We start from the raw sequence: 16,708 nt of genomic DNA on the forward strand, positions 1-16,708 counted from the left end.
TCTATTCTTTAAATCTCTACTCTATTATCTCTACTCTCGTTTCATATTCAGAATTATAGCGGAGCTATAATTCTGAATATGAAACTACCTCCACCCCGAACTTCCTCAAAAAGTCAACTCCCTCATCAGACGCCAAGCCTTTATAGGCAGCATACGAGTTCAAATAGATTACCTTTTTGATTTTCATGCTGTAAATAATACGCGCACAAGAGATGCAAGGGGATAGAGTCACGTAAATCGTAGAGTCCTCAACGGATACACCATTCTTGGATGCATACAAAATGGCATTTTGTTCCGCATGTAAAGCTAAAGAACAACTTCCCTTTGAATCTCGTGGACAACCATCCTCTCCAAATTCGTCATCACAGTTATGCGTTCCAGCAGGAGGACCATTATATCCGATCGAAATGATACGGGTATCTTTAGTTAATACACATCCCACTTGAGCGCGGGTGCAATGAGAACGAAGCGCCAGATTCTGAGCTAGTTCCATAAAGATCACATCAAACGAGGGCTTTTTCATAGACATAAAAAAATCCCAAAAAGGGATTTCTTGTAGCGGGGAGCAGAATCGAACTGCCGACCTTTGGGTTATGAATCCAACGCTCTAACCATCTGAGCTACCCCGCCAAATTATGTCGCAAAGGTAAGCGTTCCGACCGTAGAACACAAATATTTTCACAATACTTATTAATTTTGCGAAGGATTTGGGAATTAGCTCAGAGTTAATACCTTTGTTTATAGGTAGTTTTACAAATAATAAATCCCTAGAAATTATGTCACAAACTCCATATACTTTTGAATATGAGGTAAAAGCATCTCCTAAGGTGCTTTATCCTTATCTGAGTAGTCCATCTGGATTACAGCAATGGTTTGCTGACAAAGTAATTGTTCGTGGCAGCACTGAATTACATTTCTATTGGGATAATGAAAACCATCCCGCGACTGTTTTACCTGGTAAAGCGAACAAATCAGTTAAATTCGATTTTAAAAAGGGTGATTCTGAGCCAGGTAAGCACATAATTGAAATGAACCTTGATGTAAGCGAAGTTTCTAATACAACCTATTTGACCGTTATAGATGGAGCATCAACCTTTAAATCAGATGCGGATGCAGCTGAATTGTGGGATTATTTAATGGACAAATTAAAAGAGATCGTCGGAAGCTAGAATGCGTAAAATTGACAAATTAGTGCTGAAGGCGTTTTTGGGGCCGTTTGTTTTGACCTTTCTAGTTGTCATCTTCATTTTCCTTTTGCGTTTAGTGTTGTTTTATTTTGTAGATCTTTTCGGTAAAGATCTAGGTGCCTTTGTTTATGTTGAGCTGTTTTTCTACTTCTCCTTAATTACCATTCCTTTAGCCATGCCGCTGTCGGTATTGCTATCGTCTTTAATGACCTTTGGGAAATTAGGCGAAAACTTTGAGTTGACAGCATTAAAAAGTGCGGGCATATCCATTTTTAGAATCATGAGACCCATTTTAACCGTCTCCGTATTTCTAAGCATTTTCATGTTTTGGTTTATGAATGTTGCCTTGCCTTGGGCGAATATGAAGGGCTGGAGCCTTTTATATGACATTAAAACGACTAAAACGACTTTGAATATCAAGGAAGGTATCTTTTATACCGATTTGACCGGATATTCTATTAAAGTAGGAAAAAAATATCCCGACAACAAGACTTTAAAAAACCTTATTATTTACGATCATACACACAATGATGGTAATCGACATGTCACATTGGCTGATTCTGCTTTGATGTATACCATATATAACAAACAGTATTTAGTATTCGAACTATTCAATGGGAAAGATTATTTAGAAGATGCAGATCAGGGAGCTGTCGTAAACCCAACCGAATTAGCGGTACACGATTTCAAGAAAAGTAAGGTAGTGATGTCTCTAGCTGTATTTGATCTACAAAAAACAGATGAAAAGCAATTCGCCCACCACGAGATTATGCGCAACAATAATCAACTAGCGGATGATGCAGATTCCATATCAACAAGAATAACAAACATTATCAACAGCTTTTCAAAGTCCTATAATGTTAATTTTTTATATTTTGTATCCCCTATAAAAGTTTCCTTACAACTTTTAAAAAATAAAGATTGGGTTAAGCCTAGGCTACAAAAGGGCTTAAATGATAGTAAATCTTCACCATACGATTTAGCCGGACAACAGGCTAAAAATATGATTTCCTCAGCGCAATCAAATAAATTACTTCTAGAGAATTACAGAACTCAATTAAATAAGACTAACCTAGAATGGCACCATAAGTTCACTAATGCATTGTCCATTTTAGTCATGTTTTTAATTGGTGCCCCTTTAGGTGCGATTATTAAAAAGGGTGGATTCGGAATACCCGTTGTAGTAGCAGTATCCTTCTTTATATTACTTTATATATTAACTCAGCAAGGAGATAAGATGGCCAAAGAAGGAGCTTTAATTCTTCAATTAGGAGCATGGCTTGCAAATTCTATTTTGGCATTAATAGGAGCGTATTTTTTAAAGATTGCTTTAGCCGATTCTCGTCTGTTCGAAACAGACTTTTACAAAGTCCTATGGGATAGACTTAGCACTAAGTTAAGGCGCGCTAAAACAGCTGAGTAATTCGTTTGGTTGTTAGCAAGAAAAAGAGTACTTTTGCAAATTCAATAATTATTTAAAACTTAAACTGGTAAAAGATGTATTTGTCACCTGAGAAAAAACAAGAAATTTTCGAAACTAAAGGGAAAGCAAAGTCTAAAATCGATACTGGTTCTTCTGAATCGCAAATTGCGTTATTCACTTACAGAATCAACTATCTGACTGAGCACTTGAAGAAAAACAAGAAAGACCACAGCACACGCTTAGGACTTTTGAAATTAGTAGGTAAGCGTCGTAGCTTATTAGATTATTTAACTCGCACAGATATCACACGTTACCGTGCGATCATCGCAGAATTAGGTATTCGTAAATAACAAAAAAGGGCTTCATTTCGATGGAGCCCTCTTTTATTTCCCCGCTGTAAACGTTTGAATCGTTCAAACAAAACTTAAATCACGCGAGGTTGCGTGAAATTTATTCAAAAACGTATGTCATTTAACATCATTACAAAGCATATTTCGATGCCAGACGGCAAAGAAGTCTCGATTGAAACAGGCAAATTAGCCAAGCAAGCGGACGGAGCTGTCGTTATTAAGTCAGGAAATATGATGTTGTTAGCTACTGTAGTGGCTAACAAAGAGGCCAAAGAAGGAGTAGATTTCCTTCCTTTATCAGTAGACTATCAAGAAAAATTTGCGTCTAACGGACGTATTCCAGGATCTTTCTTAAAAAGAGAGGCACGCCTTTCTGATTATGAAATCTTAATCTCTCGTTTAGTAGACCGCGCTTTGCGTCCTACTTTCCCAGATGATTACCACGCAGATGTTCAAGTTTTAATCAACTTGATCTCTGCAGATTCAGAAGTTTTACCAGATGCATTTGTCGGTTTAGCGGCAGCTGCAGCTTTAGCCGTATCTGATATTCCATTCAATGGTCCTATCTCAGAAGTTCGCGTAGCGAAAATCAACGGTGAATATAAAGTAAATCCAAGCGTAAGCGAATTAGCAGGTGCTTCTTTAGAATTAATCGTTGCGGCTAACGCAAACGATATTTTAATGGTAGAAGGTGAAGGAGACGAAGTTTCTGAAACTGAAATGCTTGAAGCTCTACGTATTGCGCACGATGCAATCAAATTACAATGCGCAGCATTGAACGAATTGACTGTAGCTTGTGGCAAGACAGAGAAACGCGTTTATTCACACGAAACACACGACGAAGAGTTGCGTGCTGAATTGTGGAAAAACTACTACGAAAAATATTTAGCGGTAGCTAAATTAGCGAACCCGAAGAAAGATGAGCGCAAAGCTGGTTTCAAGGCGATCGTTGATGAATTTACCGCGTCTTTACCAGAAGATCACACGGTGAGCATCGGTTTAGCGAAACATTATTTACATGATATCGAAAAAGAAGCAGCTCGTCAATTAGTATTGCAAGAGCGCTACCGTTTAGATGGTCGTAAATTGAATGAAATACGTCAAATCACGTGCGAAGTAGATTATTTACCTACACCGCACGGTTCGTCTGTTTTCACTCGTGGTGAAACTCAATCCTTGACTACCGTTACTTTAGGTACGAAAATGGATGAGCAAATCATCGACCAAGCCATGACACAAGGGTACAACAAATTTATGTTGCACTACAACTTCCCAGGCTTCTCTACAGGTGAGGTTAAACCAAACCGTGGGGTAGGTCGTCGTGAAGTAGGTCACGGAAACTTAGCGATGCGTGCAATCAGAAAGGTTTTACCTAAAATGGAAGACTTCCCATACACCTTACGTATCGTTTCTGATATCCTAGAATCAAATGGTTCGTCTTCGATGGCGACGGTTTGCGCTGGTACTTTGGCATTAATGGACGCAGGTGTAAAAATCAAAGCGCCCGTTTCAGGTATCGCGATGGGATTAATTTCTGATTCGAAAACAGGAAAATACGCCGTATTATCAGATATTTTAGGTGATGAAGATCACTTAGGAGATATGGACTTTAAGGTAACAGGTACTGAAAACGGTATCACAGCTTGCCAAATGGACATCAAAGTACAAGGTTTATCTTACGAGGTTTTAGCAGAAGCGCTATCTCAAGCAAAAGAAGGTCGTTTACACATCTTAAACGAGATGAAGAAGGCAATGCCAGCTGTAAGAGAAGACTTCAAACCTCAAACTCCACGTGCAACGGTTATCAAGATCATGAAAGACCAAATCGGATCGGTAATCGGACCAGGCGGTAAAGTCGTTCAAGATATCCAAAAACAATCCGGTGCAACCGTTACGATCGAAGAAAAAGAAGATGGCGGATACGTAAGTATTTTCTCTTCTAATGGAGATGCAATGGCGAAAGCAGTAAGTATGGTTCGTGGAATTGTTACTTTACCTGAAGTAGGAGAGGTTTACGAAGGAAAAGTGAAGAATATTCAAGCATTCGGAGCTTTTGTGGAATTTTTACCAGGTAAAGATGGTTTACTACATATCTCTGAGATTTCATGGGATCGCATCGACACGATGGATGGCGTTTTCAAAGAAGGAGATAAAGTGAAGGTTAAATTAGTCGAGGTAGATAAGAAAACGGGTAAATTCCGTTTATCTGCTAAGGTTCTTTTACCTAAGCCAGAAAAACCAGAGGCTCCAGCAGCCTCAGCTGAATAATTTAGTATATCCAAGTGTCGCGCATTCGTGCGCGACACTTTCATTCTGTTGTAAGATCTTATGAGACAGCTAAAAATTAGCAAACAAATTACCAACAGGGAAAGTCAATCTCTAGACAAATACCTTCAAGAGATCGGTAAAGTCGATTTATTGACTCCGGATGAAGAGGTAATCCTAGCGCAGAAGATTCGCGATGGGGATCAATTGTCATTAGAGCGTTTAACAAAAGCGAACCTTCGTTTCGTGGTATCCGTTGCAAAACAATACCAAAACCAAGGTCTTAGCTTAGGCGACTTAATTAACGAAGGAAACTTAGGTTTGATCAAAGCAGCACAGCGTTTTGATGAAACTCGTGGCTTTAAATTCATTTCATACGCCGTTTGGTGGATTCGTCAATCGATTCTTCAAGCGTTAGCGGAGCAATCTCGTATCGTACGTTTGCCTTTAAATAGAGTAGGTTCTTTGAATAAAATTTCAAAAACATTCTCTGAATTAGAGCAAAAATTCGAGCGTGAGCCATCTCCAGAGGAATTAGCAGAGGTTTTAGAGATCTCAACCGGCGAAGTCGTAGATACCTTGAAAATTTCAGGTCGTCACGTTTCCATGGATGCACCTTTCGTTCAAGGAGAAGAAAACTCGCTTTTAGACGTATTAGAGAATGATTCAGAAGATAAACCTGATTCTGGTTTAATCAACGATTCCCTTCGTCGTGAAGTACAACGCGCTTTATCTACCCTAACTCAACGCGAGGCAGATGTAGTTACCTTGTATTTCGGCTTAAATGGCGAACATGCAATGACTCTTGAAGAGATCGGTGAAAAATTTAATTTAACGCGTGAGCGTGTAAGACAAATTAAAGAGAAAGCGATCCGTCGTTTACGACACACTTCTCGAAGCAAAGCACTAAAAACATATCTTGGATAATTTTTAAAGCCTCTCACGAGGCTTTTTTTTGCAATGGCATTTCCAAAAGGCATCATCGAACTAGTAGACTCTTTATACCAACAAGGTGTAAATGAGGCAGTTATATGCCCAGGATCTAGAAATGCCCCCTTAATGCTCGCTTTAACTCGTCATGGAGGTTTCAAATGTTTTTCCATCTCTGACGAGCGATCGGCCGGATTTTTTGGACTAGGAATCGCCCTGAAAACAGGACGTCCTGTCGTTATTTGCTGCACATCAGGCTCAGCCGGATTAAATTTTGCCCCAGCCGTAGTCGAAGCCTTCTTCCAAGAAGTTCCGTTAATTGTTTTAACGGCTGACCGTCCAAAAGAATGGATCGGACAATGGGATGGACAGACAATTTACCAGGAGAACCTCTTTGGTAAACACTCAAAAGCCTTTTTTGACTTTGAGACAGATGATTGTTCTTCTGCACCATTGACTGCTATGGTGGAACCGAAAGGACCCGTGCAAATTAATGTGCCGATTAGGGAGCCGTTTTACCCCTCTGTAGGTGAAGTTATACAGAAAGTGGAAGAGGGGAGATTAGAGAGTAGAGAGTATAGAGTAGAGAGTAGAGAGTATAGAGTAGATTTTAGTTATTTCAACCAAGAAATAGCTTCTGCAGAAAAGATTCTCGTGACCGTAGGCCAAATGGAAGACAATTCGATCTTCGAAACGTTATCTGCTTATTGTATTCCAGTAATAGGGGATGCGACGTCTAATTGCGGTAGCACCATTGCGCACGATTTGTTGTTAGCAGATGAGTTTTTGTGGCCTTCTTTGCAACCAGATTTACACATACACTTCGGAAAATCATTCGTTTCGAAGCGAATTAAACAGTTTCTTAGGTCACACAAACCGAAGCAATCTTGGCTCATTCACCCGAATCCGATCGGAAGACCAGATCCATTCTTGTGTTTAACTCAGGTGATTAACACGGATGCTATAAGCTTTATACAAGGCGCTGAATGGACTACAAAATCTTGGAACACCTGGAATTCAGCTAAAATCGCGCAGCAACAAACTGATTTTTTTGCTAAACCGAATTGGACAGAAATCCATTTATACCAGAAAATAACAGAAGCGATTGAGCAAGAATCAGCCGAAGTACATATCGCTAACTCATTAGCTGTCAGATACATTAACTGGACTTTGGCGAAATTCAAACATACCGAGGTATTCTCTAATCGAGGTACCTCTGGTATAGATGGTTGTTTAAGCACGGCCGTAGGTGCTGCCCAAAGATCAGACACACTATGCATCTCCATCATTGGGGATGTGGCCTTTCAATACGATCGCAATGCACTTTGGAATCAGTATATTCCAGCAAATTTGCGCATCATTGTCTTTAATAATGGGGGTGGGGGAATATTCCGAAACCTAGATGGGGCCAAAGACTTGCCGGAACTTGATGAGTTTATGGAAACGCGGCAAGGATATACAGCTGAAAATACAACCAAAGACGCGGGGATTAGCTATTTTTCTGCTTCAAGTGCGGCGGAATTAAATCTTGAATCGTTTCTAAACAATCAAGGTGCAGCGCTCTTAGAAATTCACACAAATTCCATCGAAAACGCGGCAGAACTGAAGCGATATATGGCCTTATTTAAGGCTTGATTTGGCCTGAATTTTGGCCCAATTCTTCAAATACAATTCATTTTTAGGATCCTTTTCAAGCGCTTTCTTCACATAAGCAGCCGCTAAATCCCATTGCATTCGCTGAATAGCGAGGTAGCCTAAATTATTATTTAGAAGATCCTGGTATTTTCCAGACTTCAAGGCCTTCTTAAATACCGCTTCAGCTAAATCGATTTCATCCATCTCTTGTAATACCACACCTTTATTAATCAAGGTTTCAATGGAAGTAGAATCGAGAGAGAGAGAACGGTCGTAGGACGAAAGAGAACCAGATAAATCAGCTTTTTGAAGTAAGATATCACCTTTTAATGTCCAGTTTGCTGCCGAATCAGGGAAGGACTTAACAAGCAATTCCACTGTAGGTAAAGCCTCATCAAAACGCTGTAAGGTTTGTAGCATTTCTGCCTTTTTAAAAAGGGCAGGAGCAAACTTTTCATCTAAAGCAAATGCCTTAGAAAAATCTGCTAAAGCTTCTTCATTTTTCTCAAGAATCTGATAAACTAAACCACGATTATAATAGGCATCGGAAAAATCAGGACGCTTTTCTACTGCCTCAGAATACCATTTAATGGCCTCATGATATTCTTTTTCTTTCCATTTTGCATTTCCACGCAAGAAGAAGGCGCTCGATTCGCGCTTTTCATCATCTGTCGTGGTAGAACAACTAAAAAGGGACAAGGAAACAAATACTAATACAAGGTATTTCATAGGGCTAAAAGAAAGTTCAATTTAAATAATTCAAATTTCATTCGCATCTTTGTAGCTTAATTAAATGTAAAATTATGGCATACGCAGAAATGTTAACCGATAAAGGGTTAATGAAAATCGAATTCTACACAGAGGATGCACCTATCCACGTAAAAAACTTCATCGACTTAGCGGAGAAAGGCTTTTATGACGGTATTACTTTCCACCGAGTTATCAATGATTTCGTGATCCAAGGGGGGTGCCCAGACGGAACAGGAGCAGGTGGCCCAGGCTATACGATTCCATGCGAATTAACAGGAAACAATCAGTTCCACGATCGTGGCGTATTATCCATGGCACACCGTGGACCTAACACAGGTGGTTCTCAATTCTTTATTTGCCACTCTCGTAACAATACGGCTCATTTAGACCGTAAGCACACGTGTTTTGGTAAAGTAGTAGAAGGATTAGAGGTAATCGATTTAGTACGTGAAGGAGATAAAATCCAAAGCGTTAAAATCATTCAAGACTAATGCATTTTATCAAGGAAATAAGCCATCCACAGATGCGAATCTCCCTTTTTGAATGGAATTCGAAATACATCGTGAAGTTTGAGACTCCGCACCTAGAGCAGAGTTACAAATATTCCGTGATGGACTTTTCTTCCCAAAATGAAATAGAGGAGCTGGTATCCAGCTCCTCCTTTCAAGATTTCGTCTTACAGACCTTTAAAAATATGTATGCCGAAATGGCTAAACAGACGGATTAATTCCCGCCTAACCACTTATGGCGGAGTTTCAATTGCGCATCCGACGGTGTAACCTCAGATTCAATCACAAAAGCCTTTAATGGCGTTTGCTGCACGGCAACTAAGAACGTACGCTCCATTCCATCTCTTTTCACAGAGAAGACTAACGAATCACCTGCTTTCTTATCTGCTAATAATTTATCGATTCCTGGGAAATCAGCCCCATTTACTTTTAATACTTCATCACCCACATTTAAGCCTGCCAAATAAGCTGAACTTCCTTTATAAATGGAGATTACGCGGCCTCCAGCGATACTAGCGCCTACAAAAGGAATGGTTTTAGAAAAATTTGTATCCGTAAATTGGTAGCCAAAAGCCTTAAATAGAGACGCGTACTCAGGTGTTTTGACCCCATAAATATGCGTTTTAAAGAAATTTGAAGCAGAAGATCCCGCCACTTTAGAAAATGCATCTTCTAATTCTTGATCTGTAAATCCACGTCCAGCTTTTAAATAATAGGTTTGGTATAATAATTTAAAAACATCGTCCAGACATTTAGCTCCATTCGTTTGATGAATAATCCACATATTTAAGACACCTCCTAATAAAGAGCCTTTGTCATAATAAGAGACTGTTGCGTTACGCGAGTTTTCATTCGGACGGTAATACTTAATCCAGGCATCCCAGCTAGATTCAGCCGCAGATTCTACTTGATTTCCTGGGGTATTTTCAACACCAGAAATATCTTCCCCTAAGCCTTTGATGTAATCAGCTGTAGAAACCATGCCGCTACGTTGATTAATCACATCCGCATAATAGCTTGTAATTCCTTCGGAGAACCATAAATTGTGCGTATAATTTTCATTTTCATAGTCAAATGGCCCTAAAGATTTAGGACGAATGCGCTTTATATTCCATAAGTGAAAATACTCATGGGCTAATAAATTCATAACCCCCTGGTACCCTTTAGGCGTCTCATAACTAGAACGCGTTACTTGGCAAGTCGTTGAATACAAGTGCTCCAGACCTCCACCACCACGATTTAAGTTGTGGATAATGAACAAATAGTGATCACAGGGATGCACACCTACTACTTTTTGAGCTTCCTCAGCCATCTTCTGTACATCGTTTAAGAACTTAACAGAATCGACCTTAGCAGGACCATAAAAAGCAATTTGATGTGGAATATTGTTCACTTTGAAGTCCCAAACCTTGTGATTTCCGATCTCAATAGGGGAGTCAATCAATTCATCTAAGTTTTTAGCTACATAATTGAAGCCTCCTACATTTTTCATGGCGGTTGACACCTTCTTGAAGTCTTTATGAGGAATTATTGTCAATTCTTGAGGTCCGGAAGCATATTTAGGCGAAAACATCAAGACACTAGCTGGATTGATATATCCGTGTGCATCGTCTAAAAAAGAGGTTCGAACTGACATTTCATAGGCATAAACACGGTAACGAACAGAAACCTGTTTTAAACCCGCACTTAATGCTACACGCCACGTATTTTTATTTAACTTAGAGATTGCGATTTTTTGACCATCAGATTCCGCCGAAACAGACTCCACATTTTTCGCATACTCTCTAATTAAATAAGAACCTGGTGTCCAAGCTGCCATCTTAAGATCAAAAAAATTGGATTCTTTGCTAACATCTACCGTCGTTTTGACCTCAAAATAATGAGAGTAGGGCTCTGGCATACTGATTTCGTGTTTGATCGGTCCGGCAAAACAGCTAATTGACGCGAATACACTCAAGAATAGGAGTTTTAACTTCATAAGTATTTTTGTTGTGAAATAGATTTTAGTAAAATTATAAAAATCAGCCGTATAGTCTAACATGTGCTATTTTTTTCCAAATAATTCTAAATCTCAAAACAATTATTTGACATAAAAATCGTATTATTGTTTAGTCTTGTATATTGACAATAAACCTATGGTATTTAGATCATCCTTTTACTGCCTCGTCCTATTTTTATCCCTATATTTTTCGTCATTTTCTCAGCAATCACTGGCCTTTGAAAATAATCAAATTCATTTTAGTCAAGGAAAAGAATATTTTGATGCGCAAAACTATGTGGCAGCCCGTGAAGAATTTGCGAATTTTTTAAGCAGACAATCAAAAGCAAACACTAACGAGGTGATTTTAGCAGAATATTACCAAGTATTGTGCTCACTTTATTTAAATCAACCTGAAATAGAGGTATTAGGTTATCATTTTAACCTTAATCACCCGAATAGCGCACAAAGTAATTTGCTTTTCAGAAAAATGGGTATGTATTATTATGACCTAGGTAATTATGCAAAAGCCATTCGTTATCTCGAGAATTCCTCTTTAGGAAATGTGGAAGCAAGGTTCAAACTCGGTGTTGCCTATTTTGAGACGAAGGATTATGTTAATTCCTTAGCCATTTTCAATGAAGTAAAATCGGATCCAGATGAGGAATATGCCTTTTCTGCTGCTTATTATGCGGGTGTAATTAATTACCAGCAAAAAAGATACCTAGATGCCATTACTGATTTTAAAAAATCCAATGGAAACTCTAAATACCGTAAAGATTTACCTTTTTGGATTATTTCGAGTTATCAACAAACTAAACAATGGGACGAGTTATTAAAGTACGCCGAACCAATTGCTAATTCTCACCCAGATATTGCTCTTACAGTAGCGGAAATTCAATTTAAGAAAGCCTTGTTTGCCAAAGCCGCTAAAAGCTATGAAACCTATTTGAAAAACACTAAGAATGAAACGGCTACCTATAAGATGGCTTTTTCACTTTATTCATTAGATAAATACGAGGAAGCAATGGCATCCATCGTAGGTTTATTAAAAAAGGATTCATTAGGCCAAAAAGCCTATTATTTACAAGGATTAGCTCAATTAAAAATTGGTAAAAAATCAGATGCAGCTAGTTCATTTAACCAAGCGGGTGAGCTAGACTTTGATTTGGAACAAAAAGAAGAAGCTCAATTCAAATCAATCAGCATTTCTATCGATTTAGGGTTATGGATTAATGGACTAGAAGCCATTGAGCAATTTGCTAAATCTTATCCGAATAGCACATTCGCGGCATCTTATCAAGGTTTTGCAGCTGATGCTTTTTTAAAATTACCAAGCCTAGAACCTGCCACTCAGCTCATGCTGTCAGGTATCCCTATTTCTGAAGAGATGAAAGTGGCTTACCAAACGCTAACCTATAACCTCGGAATAAAGGCCTACAATAAAGAACAATATAAAGAAGCTATTACCTACTTCGATAAAGCGATCATTCAAGCAGCTAACCAAAAGATAACAGATGAGTCTTCCTATGGAAAGGCTGAATGTCTTTCTCAAATGAAAGATTTTGAAGCCGCGATTCAGGTCTACAAACCCTTGGTTTCAAATAAAAATTCAGCAGACTTTCTACAAAGAAACCGTATTGGAATCGCCTATGCCTATTTCTCTGTAAAGGATTTCACAAATGCGAATACCTTTTTCAAGAATTATGTAGATCAATTAAAAGCAAATCCAACCGGAAAGGCAAATGCAAATGCCGTTCTTCGTTTAGCTGACACCTATTTAGTAGCTAAGAATTATACAGAAGCATTAACCTATTACAACCAGGCAATTGAAAATGCAAAAACGGAAAAGGATTATGCGATGTATCAAAAAGGGATTACGCTAGTCTATTTAGAGCGTGATGCAGAAGCAAAAACAACATTTCAGTCGTTGAAAAAATTATTCCCTAATACGAAATTGGGGGATGATGCTAGTTTTCAAGAATACTTGATTTCTTTCCGTACGGGTAAATATGCAGATGCAATCGCTGGATTTACAGATTTGATAACCAATCAGCCTACTAGTCCTTATTACGCTGAATCAATCTTAAAACGAGCACAATCGTACTCTAACTCAAAGCAACCTGAGAAAGCAATAACAGATTACAAAGAGGTAATCGAGAAATTCTCAAAAGAGGCTTTTGCTAAAGATGCCGTTGCTGGTCTACAAGAAGAATTAAATGAAGTAGGACGTCCTGAAGAAATGAGTTCCTATTTAAGCCTGTATCAAAATAGCAGCCTAAACGAAGAAGAGAAGACGGAATTAGAGTACCAAGCAGCAAAAGGTATTTATTTAGGTGAAAAATATAATAAAGCAATCGAACCATTAAAGGCCTTTATCGCGCATTTTCCAGCAGATGAACGCGTTTCAGAGGTAACCTATTTAATCGCTGATGCGGCCAATCGTTCGAATAATAAAGCGGTAGCCTACGAATTCTACAAAAAGGTCATTGAACAAAATGTTCACCCTTCTTTAAATTCGGTGATTGCTAAAGTGGCTGATATTGAATTTGATTCAGCTGCTTACCAGGAAGCTATTGTACATTACCGATTATTAAAAGACAAAGGAGTAGATTCTACCGTTATCAATCGCACTAATAAGAGAATACTGCAGTCCTTTATCAAATTAAATGAAATAGATTCTGCTTTAATCGCCTACAATGATTACCATTCGTTGGCAGTGAATTCCACTGAAGGATTAGAGGAAGCAGCAATTCTCTATTTAGACATCATTCATTTAAATAACTTAAAAGGAAATTTCGCCAGCTCAAACGAAATGATTTTAGATAAATTCAGAAATGAATTCGCAGAAGTTTCTGATGCTACTTTAGGACAAGCCTATTTACATTTAGCAAAAAACTTCATTGAATTGAAAAATGTTGCTCAAGCAAAAGCTACCTTAAAATCTATTATCGATAATTCAGAGGACAAAGAAAGTGTTGAAGCGGCCAAGGTCCTAATGAAAAACTTTTTACAAAAATAATGTATATGAGATTTACATCTAAAATCATTCTAGTTTTACCCCTTAGCCTGATTTCCATACTAAGTTATGGTCAACAGAAAAAGGAGGGAACTATTCAAAATGAAGAATTTGTCTCTGAAAAAGTGCGCAAAATAGAAGTACAACCCACCATGAGCCGTTCTTTTGAAGCACTAAATGAAATTCCTGATTATAGTAAAGATAAAAAAGTCGATTTTAGCTTTGACTTGACTAAGCCCACCTCCATTCAATTGCCCACTTTTCAGACGTCAATAATTGGACCAAGAGCAGGAGAGGAGTTGAAATCCCCTTTTGGATCAAAGGCTAAAAATTCAATTAAAGTAGGTGCAGGTAATTATGGCCATACCTTGTTAAATGGGCACTTTGGGTATAATCCAACAGAAAAGGAATTTAGAGGATTGTACATTAATCACGATGCAAATTCGAATGGACCCACTGATAATGCCTTTTCAAGTCGTTCAGAAAATGAAGTGAAAATTTACAGTCAATCACTTTGGTCTAAAGCTTTATTAAAAGGTTCGATTGATTACCGCAGAACGGCAACTAATTTTTATGGGAGAGAAGTTTTTCCAATTAATACTCCAGAGGATGCATTTGCTATCAATTATAATCAAATAAAGTTCAATGGAGATATTTACAGCCAGACAGAGGGTAAGAGATTCTCCTACCAAGCTGGAACCGAATTCTCTTCTTTATCAGGGAATTTAGCTCCTAAAGAATGGATGTCATCTTCTTACTTAAAAGCGAATTATGACATTTCGGAAGGACTAATGCTACGTATTAATGGAGATGCCGTCTTATCAAACTTCACAAGCAATACCTCGATAAATCGTCATTTTTTCCGTTTGAAACCCAGCATTTCCTACGACCTATTGCCGCGCTTAAATTTGCAAGCTGGAATTAATGCGATTAATGATGAGGAATTAAGAATCTACCCAAGTATACAACTAAAATACAGAGCGAATGACTTCATTCGTTTATTCGCTGGATTCGAAGGAGACACACAGTTTAATTCATACAACAGCAGTTTACTACTAAATCCTTGGCTATCTCAAACAATTAGTTTACAAAATACCCAACAAAAATGGATGGTATCAGGAGGTCTAATTGGTACGAATGAACGCAATGTGCATTATGAACTAAAAGCAAGCTACGGTGAATATGCTAACATGGCTTTTTTCACTTCTTCATTGGAAGATCTTTCACAATATGAAATCCAATATTCGAGTGTTAATACTGCCGTTTCTGTTCTTTCTTTACAAGCCAATGTAAAGATGACTGTCACGGATAAAATCCAGTCTGACCTTCAAGTTGATTATACTAATTATGGAAACCTTGGCAGCTTTTTATATGCTTACCACCGTCCTAACATGCAAATCACTTGGATGAATACAATTAAAGTACACCCTAAGATTTCAATTTTACCCCAACTATATTATTTAGGCGGGCTTTATGGATTCAATCCAACAACAAAAAAGGCGATAGCCTTGGATAACATACTGGATCTCAACTTGAAAGGAGAATACCAAATAACAGATAAATTCACAGCTACGTTATCTGGTAATAACCTACTTGGAAAAAATTACCAACGATATTTATTTTATCCAACACAAGGTTTTAACTTTACAGCAACTCTCGCATATTCATTTTAAGAATGACTGAATTTTATACCTTTCTAGAGCATTTACTTTACGATCACGAATGTGTTATTATACCACAATTCGGAGGTTTTGTCGTAAATGCACAAGATTATCAGTTTAATGCAAAAGAAGGTAAGATTTATCCCAAAAGAAAATGCGTCGCTTTCAACGAGAAACTAAAAACGGATGATCGTTTCTTAACGACGGAATGGGCTAAAAAACAGTCTATCTCGCAAAAAGAGGCCTCCTATGAAATAGCTGCCATCTCAAAAGAATTAAAATCACAAATCATATCACAAGGATATTTAACTATTGGGGAAATAGGTGCTTTTACTTTAAATACAGAAAATCGCTTATCCTTTACTCCCAATCCAGATTTCAATGCTGATTTAACTGTATTTGGTCTTTTTCCTGTTAGCTTAGGTTATACTCATCAACCTAAAGTAGTTAAACCAACTCTTGAAGTAATTCCAATTGCAGAAGATCTGCCTACTACTATATCAGAAGAATACGAACCTGTAAAATTAAGTCGATCAGTCTATGTATATGCTTTAATTGCGTTCCTATTAGCTGGTTTAGGTGCTTTTTTCCTAACGGAGCCCGCTAGTAATCAGGCGCAAAGTTCCTTAAATCCGATTAAAATCGAGAAAAAAGAAACTGTTTCAGTTAAAGCTATAGTAGCTCCAGCTGCGCCAATTCAGATGGATACGGTTCAGAAAAATACCATTGATGCGCCTGCAGAAATATCAGCAGAGGCGGATCAAAATGTTATTTACTTAATAGCTGCAAGTTTTCAAACCTTATCTCAAGCAGAAAAAGGGCTTAAAGAGTTCAAATCGCGTGGTTTTGATCAAGCAGAGATTATCTTAAAGAACGAACAGACGAAATTTTACCGCATTAGTTTAGGTACAGAACATTCAATGGATGCGGGTTATGCTAAAGCAAGTGAATTAAAAGCTTCCAAGAAAGTAGACATTTGGGTGTATAAGGCGCTATAAGAT

At 38.1% G+C, this 16,708-nt stretch carries 14 protein-coding genes and 1 tRNA gene; 11 read left to right on the forward strand and 4 right to left on the reverse strand.

The genetic code is table 11. The features are described from left to right. Positions 1 to 64: 64 nt before the first annotated feature. Both ACRZ9O_RS02515 and ACRZ9O_RS02520 read right to left on the reverse strand, forming a co-directional pair. Positions 65 to 523 carry a deoxycytidylate deaminase gene (locus ACRZ9O_RS02515; protein ID WP_459456050.1) on the reverse strand — a complete coding sequence of 153 codons (459 nt, stop codon included), beginning with the start codon at positions 521 to 523 and terminating at the stop codon, positions 65 to 67. Positions 524 to 556: 33 nt separating this feature from the next. Continuing rightward, positions 557 to 630, reverse strand: a tRNA-Met gene (locus ACRZ9O_RS02520). Between the two features lie 146 nt (positions 631 to 776). On the opposite strand from ACRZ9O_RS02520, the gene ACRZ9O_RS02525 reads away from it, so the two are divergent. From ACRZ9O_RS02525 to menD, 6 genes are all read left to right on the forward strand, one after another. Beyond that, complete coding sequence (locus ACRZ9O_RS02525; RefSeq protein WP_459456052.1) at positions 777 to 1,169, forward strand: START-like domain-containing protein; 393 nt, start codon at positions 777 to 779, stop codon at positions 1,167 to 1,169. Position 1,170: 1 nt separating this feature from the next. Beyond that, positions 1,171 to 2,610, forward strand: coding sequence for an LptF/LptG family permease (locus ACRZ9O_RS02530; protein ID WP_459456054.1), 1,440 nt, complete (start codon positions 1,171 to 1,173; stop codon positions 2,608 to 2,610). Positions 2,611 to 2,684: 74 nt separating this feature from the next. Then, positions 2,685 to 2,960, forward strand: coding sequence for a 30S ribosomal protein S15 (gene rpsO / locus ACRZ9O_RS02535; RefSeq protein WP_377980005.1), 276 nt, complete (start codon positions 2,685 to 2,687; stop codon positions 2,958 to 2,960). A 114-nt stretch (positions 2,961 to 3,074) separates the two neighbouring features. Continuing rightward, positions 3,075 to 5,228, forward strand: coding sequence for a polyribonucleotide nucleotidyltransferase (gene pnp / locus ACRZ9O_RS02540; protein WP_459456056.1), 2,154 nt, complete (start codon positions 3,075 to 3,077; stop codon positions 5,226 to 5,228). Positions 5,229 to 5,288: 60 nt separating this feature from the next. Then, positions 5,289 to 6,152: a sigma-70 family RNA polymerase sigma factor gene (locus ACRZ9O_RS02545; protein ID WP_109323139.1), complete on the forward strand. Its 864-nt coding sequence runs from the start codon at positions 5,289 to 5,291 to the stop codon at positions 6,150 to 6,152. A 33-nt stretch (positions 6,153 to 6,185) separates the two neighbouring features. Next, entirely contained in the window at positions 6,186 to 7,790 is a 1,605-nt protein-coding gene (menD, locus tag ACRZ9O_RS02550; RefSeq protein ID WP_459456058.1) for a 2-succinyl-5-enolpyruvyl-6-hydroxy-3-cyclohexene-1-carboxylic-acid synthase, read from the forward strand. On the opposite strand, the gene ACRZ9O_RS02555 is transcribed toward menD, so the two are convergent. After that, entirely contained in the window at positions 7,776 to 8,519 is a 744-nt protein-coding gene (locus ACRZ9O_RS02555; RefSeq protein ID WP_459456060.1) for a tetratricopeptide repeat protein, read from the reverse strand. The two genes, menD and ACRZ9O_RS02555, sit on opposite strands and share 15 nt — an antisense overlap. A gap of 74 nt (positions 8,520 to 8,593) precedes the next feature. Here ACRZ9O_RS02555 and ACRZ9O_RS02560 point away from each other — a divergent pair, with 74 nt between their 5' ends. Together ACRZ9O_RS02560 and ACRZ9O_RS02565 are read left to right on the forward strand one after the other, a co-directional pair. Continuing rightward, entirely contained in the window at positions 8,594 to 9,031 is a 438-nt protein-coding gene (locus ACRZ9O_RS02560) for a peptidylprolyl isomerase (RefSeq protein ID WP_223130496.1), read from the forward strand. Continuing rightward, positions 9,031 to 9,267 (forward strand): hypothetical protein, encoded by a 237-nt coding sequence (locus tag ACRZ9O_RS02565; RefSeq protein ID WP_459456063.1) that lies wholly within the window; start codon positions 9,031 to 9,033, stop codon positions 9,265 to 9,267. The genes ACRZ9O_RS02560 and ACRZ9O_RS02565 overlap by 1 nt, the downstream gene beginning before the upstream one ends. Here ACRZ9O_RS02565 and ACRZ9O_RS02570 read toward each other — a convergent pair. Continuing rightward, positions 9,264 to 11,027, reverse strand: coding sequence for a M61 family metallopeptidase (locus ACRZ9O_RS02570; RefSeq protein ID WP_459456065.1), 1,764 nt, complete (start codon positions 11,025 to 11,027; stop codon positions 9,264 to 9,266). The genes ACRZ9O_RS02565 and ACRZ9O_RS02570 overlap by 4 nt on opposite strands. Before the next feature lie 157 nt (positions 11,028 to 11,184). On the opposite strand from ACRZ9O_RS02570, the gene ACRZ9O_RS02575 reads away from it, so the two are divergent. The 3 genes from ACRZ9O_RS02575 to ACRZ9O_RS02585 are packed head-to-tail and all read left to right on the forward strand — an operon-like array spanning position 11,185 to position 16,705. After that, positions 11,185 to 14,049, forward strand: coding sequence for a tetratricopeptide repeat protein (locus tag ACRZ9O_RS02575; RefSeq protein ID WP_459456066.1), 2,865 nt, complete (start codon positions 11,185 to 11,187; stop codon positions 14,047 to 14,049). A 5-nt stretch (positions 14,050 to 14,054) separates the two neighbouring features. After that, positions 14,055 to 15,719 (forward strand): porin family protein, encoded by a 1,665-nt coding sequence (locus ACRZ9O_RS02580; protein WP_459456068.1) that lies wholly within the window; start codon positions 14,055 to 14,057, stop codon positions 15,717 to 15,719. A 2-nt stretch (positions 15,720 to 15,721) separates the two neighbouring features. Beyond that, positions 15,722 to 16,705, forward strand: coding sequence for an HU domain-containing protein (locus ACRZ9O_RS02585; RefSeq protein WP_459456070.1), 984 nt, complete (start codon positions 15,722 to 15,724; stop codon positions 16,703 to 16,705). Positions 16,706 to 16,708 lie beyond the last annotated feature (3 nt).

This window comes from Aquirufa sp. HETE-40SA (assembly GCF_054558635.1).

Excerpts from the sequence above, each read along its gene's own strand:
- ACRZ9O_RS02515 (WP_459456050.1), bottom strand. The coding sequence starts at position 523 with ATGAAAAAGCCCTCGTTTGATGTGATCTTTATGGAACTAGCTCAGAAT.
- ACRZ9O_RS02525 (WP_459456052.1), top strand. The coding sequence starts at position 777 with ATGTCACAAACTCCATATACTTTTGAATATGAGGTAAAAGCATCTCCT.
- ACRZ9O_RS02530 (WP_459456054.1), top strand. The coding sequence starts at position 1,171 with ATGCGTAAAATTGACAAATTAGTGCTGAAGGCGTTTTTGGGGCCGTTT.
- rpsO (WP_377980005.1), top strand. The coding sequence starts at position 2,685 with ATGTATTTGTCACCTGAGAAAAAACAAGAAATTTTCGAAACTAAAGGG.
- pnp (WP_459456056.1), top strand. The coding sequence starts at position 3,075 with ATGTCATTTAACATCATTACAAAGCATATTTCGATGCCAGACGGCAAA.
- ACRZ9O_RS02545 (WP_109323139.1), top strand. The coding sequence starts at position 5,289 with ATGAGACAGCTAAAAATTAGCAAACAAATTACCAACAGGGAAAGTCAA.
- menD (WP_459456058.1), top strand. The coding sequence starts at position 6,186 with ATGGCATTTCCAAAAGGCATCATCGAACTAGTAGACTCTTTATACCAA.
- ACRZ9O_RS02555 (WP_459456060.1), bottom strand. The coding sequence starts at position 8,519 with ATGAAATACCTTGTATTAGTATTTGTTTCCTTGTCCCTTTTTAGTTGT.
- ACRZ9O_RS02560 (WP_223130496.1), top strand. The coding sequence starts at position 8,594 with ATGGCATACGCAGAAATGTTAACCGATAAAGGGTTAATGAAAATCGAA.
- ACRZ9O_RS02565 (WP_459456063.1), top strand. The coding sequence starts at position 9,031 with ATGCATTTTATCAAGGAAATAAGCCATCCACAGATGCGAATCTCCCTT.
- ACRZ9O_RS02570 (WP_459456065.1), bottom strand. The coding sequence starts at position 11,027 with ATGAAGTTAAAACTCCTATTCTTGAGTGTATTCGCGTCAATTAGCTGT.
- ACRZ9O_RS02575 (WP_459456066.1), top strand. The coding sequence starts at position 11,185 with ATGGTATTTAGATCATCCTTTTACTGCCTCGTCCTATTTTTATCCCTA.
- ACRZ9O_RS02580 (WP_459456068.1), top strand. The coding sequence starts at position 14,055 with ATGAGATTTACATCTAAAATCATTCTAGTTTTACCCCTTAGCCTGATT.
- ACRZ9O_RS02585 (WP_459456070.1), top strand. The coding sequence starts at position 15,722 with ATGACTGAATTTTATACCTTTCTAGAGCATTTACTTTACGATCACGAA.